At 49.9% G+C, this 5,266-nt stretch carries 5 protein-coding genes and 3 pseudogenes; all 8 read right to left on the bottom strand.

The window, feature by feature from the left end:
• Positions 1-216 (bottom strand): annotated as a pseudogene (locus B0W55_RS30620) (RHS repeat protein); the annotation flags it as partial.
• Between the two features lie 264 nt (positions 217-480).
• A complete protein-coding gene (locus B0W55_RS28585; RefSeq protein ID WP_077049255.1) occupies positions 481-999 on the bottom strand; it encodes an SMI1/KNR4 family protein in 519 nt (172 codons plus the stop codon).
• Between the two features lie 12 nt (positions 1,000-1,011).
• On the bottom strand, positions 1,012-1,209 hold the full coding sequence (locus B0W55_RS31730; RefSeq protein WP_371807305.1) for an HNH endonuclease: 198 nt from the start codon (positions 1,207-1,209) through the stop codon (positions 1,012-1,014).
• A gap of 177 nt (positions 1,210-1,386) precedes the next feature.
• Positions 1,387-1,826 (bottom strand): annotated as a pseudogene (locus B0W55_RS28580) (RHS repeat-associated core domain-containing protein); the annotation flags it as partial.
• 165 nt (positions 1,827-1,991) lie between these two features.
• On the bottom strand, positions 1,992-2,309 hold the full coding sequence (locus B0W55_RS28575) for a hypothetical protein (protein WP_077049254.1): 318 nt from the start codon (positions 2,307-2,309) through the stop codon (positions 1,992-1,994).
• A gap of 110 nt (positions 2,310-2,419) precedes the next feature.
• Positions 2,420-3,627 (bottom strand): annotated as a pseudogene (locus tag B0W55_RS28570) (RHS repeat domain-containing protein); the annotation flags it as partial.
• Positions 3,628-3,664: 37 nt separating this feature from the next.
• Positions 3,665-4,258 (bottom strand): hypothetical protein, encoded by a 594-nt coding sequence (locus tag B0W55_RS28565; RefSeq protein ID WP_077049253.1) that lies wholly within the window; start codon positions 4,256-4,258, stop codon positions 3,665-3,667.
• Positions 4,255-5,266, bottom strand: a 1,012-nt coding sequence (locus B0W55_RS28560; RefSeq protein ID WP_077049252.1) for an RHS repeat-associated core domain-containing protein, incomplete at its 5' end; no start/stop codon positions are given. The genes B0W55_RS28565 and B0W55_RS28560, both read right to left, overlap by 4 nt.

The raw sequence follows: 5,266 nt of genomic DNA, 5'->3' as shown, positions 1-5,266 counted from the left end.
CAGACCACGGGCGGTGCGCAGCAGGCGCGTGGTCTGGCCTTTGCCGTCGGCGTGCGTCAGCACCTGGTCGAGGGCGTTGTAGGTGAAAGATTCGGCGCTGCCGTCCGGGTGATGGATGCGCAGCACTTTGCCGTCGGGCTTGCGTTCCAGGGTGGTGGTCTGGTTCAGGGCGTCGGTGACGGCGATGAGTTTGCTTTTGGCGTCGTAGCGATACTGTACCAGTGTCTCGACGGCGTCATTGTCTACGACGCGTTTGACATCGCTCAGTCGACCTAGCGGACTGTCGTAATGCAGGTGAACACCAACGTCCGTTGGCCTAAGCGCGCGTTCTGTTTTGTGCATGCATTAGCCAATAAAGCGCAGAACTGAGTGACTGAGGGGATACTCAGTCACACCAACAAATAAATATAAAAGAGATTAATCAGAATATCACAGAAACCCCTACCAACAAATTTGATCAGCTCCGTTATTCATCGACTTTTAATCTTCCTCAATAAAATCCGAAACACCACTTACGCACCCAACAACCAAATCATAAAACTCATCAAAACTTCCATAAACAAAGAACAAATTCCCACAATCATTCTGCTCTGGAATGTCAAAATTATTTTTCGAATCAAGCTCGTGAAGATGAGTTCTATCCCAATAATAAATACCTTGCCCCCCCCGCTTTCCAATCATCACATAGGGATTTCCTCCTCCATCCTCCCCTATAGCTACAGCCTCTTCAAGAAAATCGAGCTCCACAATAAACTCTTTATTAAAACTCACCACATCATTGCACTCTTCTTCAGGCAAGAGCCCAAAGAAACGATCGAAACTTATAACACCATCATCAATGGCACTTAATGGTATCTGCACGTAGTCAGGAGCAGCTACGTAAAAGCCATTCATTTCAGATAGAAATTTTCTATACCCCGCTGAGAAAGCCCTATTAATTTCACCTTCAATATAATCAATATCCGCAACCTTCAAACCTGACTTATATATTATTGGCATTCTGGGCCGCCCTCAGCATGTGGACTTCATATTCTTCACTCCACCAGAGTGAGTAAATCTATTGTGAATCTTTTTAGGAACCTCCTGCATTGTTTTCATATTTTCATGATAATGCCAAGTATTCTTCGTATGATCAGCGGCTCCTTTGGGAGCAAATGCGTCAGCTTTTCCGAAATCTCCGCCGGGAGTTTTACCATGGTTACCTTTCAAGTCAGGGACATCAATCTGTTGACGCTCGAATGGCGTAAAGTCTGGATGTCCATTAGGGTACCTAACACTATTTCCTTCCCAGTCATTGTAAACCCAGGTCCGCCCTTCAATTTCCGAGTGTACTGAACCACCCTTTTCCAACCATTTCGATATATCTGGCGAATAAGAAGGTTTCGCGCTCCATCCCCATGGATCTATCCAAGCGATTGGATTCTCGGCGTATTGATAGAGATTGTCCCCCCCCAAACAACCCAATCGGATCCTGCGTTACAAACCGCCCCACCTCCGATCGTAATACCGAAACGTGTTGTAGTGCAGTCCCGTCTCGTCATCGAAATACTGCCCCTGAAACCGCAGGTTCTGCTCGACTTCGTTGACCGTCAGCTTCTCAACCGAACCCCAAGCCTTGTATGTTGCCTGCCAGACAATCTGCCCGTCCGCGTCCGTCATCTCCAGCGGCGTGCCGACTGATCGGTATGGAAGTAGTAAGGCTTCTGCGCTCCCCCTTCCGCCTGGTCGACACGCGCCAACGACGCATAAATCCCTGACTCATAGGTATACAGGCTGCTCTGCTCCAGCGTTTCCTCGCGCAACATGCGCAAGGATTGCCACAAACGCTTGCTCGATTTTACGATCGACTCTGCCCCCCCTGACTTTACCATTAGATCTTATAAACATTGGATATTGGATGTTTGACTTTAGCGACTGGGCACTACTATTCGCACCACTCTAAAACAACTCGAAACAATGCCAAATTTTTAATATCAGCCAAACCATAACCACTAAAAAACCTTGAATGCATCGTTCTCATAGTAAAACTTGAATGCTTCAAAATAATCTTCTACTATCGCACCCCCCATCAATTGTTGATTGGCGCTGGATATAACATCTTCTATCATGGAAGTATCCAATGTTTCTTTCCAGCCATCACTCATCACTTGTGGTGGTAAATAGTCGGTTGACTCGGAGGGAAAGTCTCGGCTATCTAATGAAAATGCTCCCCTTGTATCTAACGTCCATGGCGCATCTGGTAGATAAAACCATGAATCCGGCATTACACGTATGTCTTCCAATACTTCTCTAATACTATATGTTTTCACAGATACCTCAACGCGCTGAATTTTGCAATCTTTTAAAACCACCCTTTTGATTAGGATGAAGGCTATTTTGCGCAGGACCAGGCGCCGGATGTTGGGACCTGGGTATTAATTCAATATCCTTTGGTGTTTGAGCATTGTGGTGCCAAGAATGGTTCGGCGGACTCCTCACTAAACTCTCCTCTTGGCCCAGGTTTAATATGCTCCACGACCTCAGGTGGAAGATCGGAGTTTAACTCAGGATACTCCAACGTTCTATTGTACAATTCTTCATTCGCATATCGAAAATGGGCAGGCCTCCCAGAGGCATGTATATCTTGTGGCATTTTTACACTAGTACATATGCTGTACTGACTGCTAGACAAAGGTCTACCACTAGCATCGAACCTCGTCCAGCCAAGTGGATCGATCCAACCTGTTCGGTTCGGCACATAGCGATAAAGATTACTACCCCCATCCAACCCAATCGGCGCCTGCGTAACAAACTGTTCCACCTCCGGATTGTAATACCGAAAAGTGTTGTGTACGTCGCCTGCCAGACAATCTGCCCGTCCGCGTCCGCCATCTCCAACGGCGTGCCAATCTGGTCGGTATGGAAATAGTAAAGCTGCTGCTCCCCGCCCTCTTCCTGGTCCACCCGCGCCAAGGCGCGTAACTGCCCGGCTCGTAAACGTAGAGACTGCTCTGCCCCGGCGTTTCCTCGCGCAACAGGCGCAAGCCTTGCCAAAGGAAATGCATGTGCTCGGTGACGCCATCGACCTCTGACACCTTGGCCACACGACGCCCCAGGCTGTCGTAACGATAAACCGGTACTTTCCAGCTTGCCATTGACCAACGTCTCAGCCCGCACCAGCCGATTCTCAGCGTCATACGTGAACGTCTGCAACTGGCCCATGCCACTGCGTTTCTCAATCAGGTTGCCCCACGCATCGTAGGCATACTCCTGATCCCGCCAATGCTTGAGGCAGTTGTCTCTGACGTGGTCGAACTGGATGGTGTTGAAGTTCAGCCGGTTCGCTGCCGCGTCGTAGCGGAATTTTTCGCTGTCCAGCAACCGGACGGTGTCGCGGCTGTGCAGCTGGCCGTTGGCTTCGTATTCGTACTTGATCTCACCGCGCAGTTTGTCGAGGGTGCGGATCAGTTCGCCGGCCGGGTCGTATTGATGGCGGCGGTGGATCGGGTTGTAGGCGGGCTCGACCAGCTGGTTGGACTGGATGCCGGGGTTCTGGATGCGCGGGAGTTTTTCTGCCGGCAGGCGCGAGGCGAACTGCCAGCGCTTGCGGCCCATCGCGTCGTGGCCGTAGCAGCTGGTGAGGGCGCCCTAGGTGCATAGGATCTAACATTAACAAGCGCACCAACTAGTTATCAAATTGAATTAGATGCCGATATCTTGAGACTACCCCCTCATACTTAACAGCTTTAACTCCACTCAAAATCATCTCATTTTCCTTCTCGAGTTTTTCTTTCAGATTTGCCACCGAGTCGTTTAACCCTAACTCTTTCTTGATTGCCAACACTTCTTGTGGCGTGGCTTTGGCTTTACCTATAGCAAAAATAGCTACCGAGTCCGGCAGTACGTTTGTCTCACCAAGGACATACGCTACCAACGCTTCAACTGACGAGAATATTTCTGCATCACCTAGGAATGGATCACCGGAATCAATGAGATAAAACTTATCTTCCACAGACCTATCGATCAAAACAAGCCTGCCACCAGAATCGTCGCCCACCAAAATCTGCCCTGGAAAATCCTTGTCTATTTCATAAGTTCTATTGCGTTCAACTATTTCCTCGGTCGAATAAATTAACACTTGACCATCAAGTAAGGCGCCATTGCAGAGATTCCAAAAACTGGCAACCCATATAGTCTCACCGCTCCCCAACAGGTTGACCGCCTCACTGATTGCGGCTGCCGACGCAGGCGGTTTTGCTTCAGTAAAATTGAGAGTCATTGAAAAACCCCTAACGAATCAAAATATTTATATGACCTACTGGCAGCCTTTTTCGCAGCGCCAGGATCAACTCCAGCGTCAATTAGTTCTTTGTATGCAACACCAAACTCTTCCTTTATCGTACCGCCGAATCCAGAAAGTCGACGCCTGGTTCGCTGAAGCGAAGAGACAATCGCATGAGGCTCTCCCGAAGAGCTTTTTAGAAGAATAGCAGGTGCCTCATTCCTCTTATATCCGGTGATATTTCTTTTAGCCCACTCGTCTTGGATAAAATGGTGCGACTGAACTAGCTTATCTTCCGAAATATTCTTGTGGCCTGATGCCCTGTTAATACTTGGAGACAGGTTACCGTGAGCATCAACATCACCAGCTTTGTAGCCGCCGGGACGATTGCAACTCCACCCCCATGGATCGGTCCACCCGATGGAATTAGGAGCGTACTCATACAGGTTCTCCCCGCCCATTAACCCAATCGGATCCTGCGTAACAAACCGCCCGACCTGCGGATCGTAATACCGAAACGTGTTGTAGTGCAGCCCCGTCTCGTCATCGAAATACTGCCCCTGAAACCTCAGGTTCTGCTCGACTTCATTGACCGTCAACTTCTCAACCGAACCCCACGCCCTGTAGGTCGCCTGCCAGACAATCTGCCCGTCCGCGTCCGTCATCTCCAGCGGCGTACCAATCTGGTCGGTGTGGAAATAGTAAAGCTGCTGCTCCCCGCCCTCTTCCTGGTCCACCCGAGCCAGCGGCGCGTAGCTGCCCGGCTCATAAATGTACAGGCTGCTCTGCCCCGGCCGTTCTTCGCGCAGCATCCTCAGGCCTTGCCAAAGGAAGTTGTGTTCGGTTCTGCCGCCTTTTACTGAGGTTTTACCTACCCGTCGGCCGAGGCTGTCATAGCGGTACGTGCCGGTACTCTCAAGCTTGCTGCCCACCAACGTCTCAGCCCGCACCAGCCGATTTTCACAGTCATACGTGAACGTCTGCAGCCGGTTCATCCCGCTGCGT

It is taken from the genome of Pseudomonas sp. KK4 (genome assembly GCF_001984065.1).
Taxonomy (GTDB): domain Bacteria; phylum Pseudomonadota; class Gammaproteobacteria; order Pseudomonadales; family Pseudomonadaceae; genus Aquipseudomonas.
Note: the sequence above shows the minus strand (reverse complement) of the source record. Positions and strands in the feature narration are given on the sequence as shown.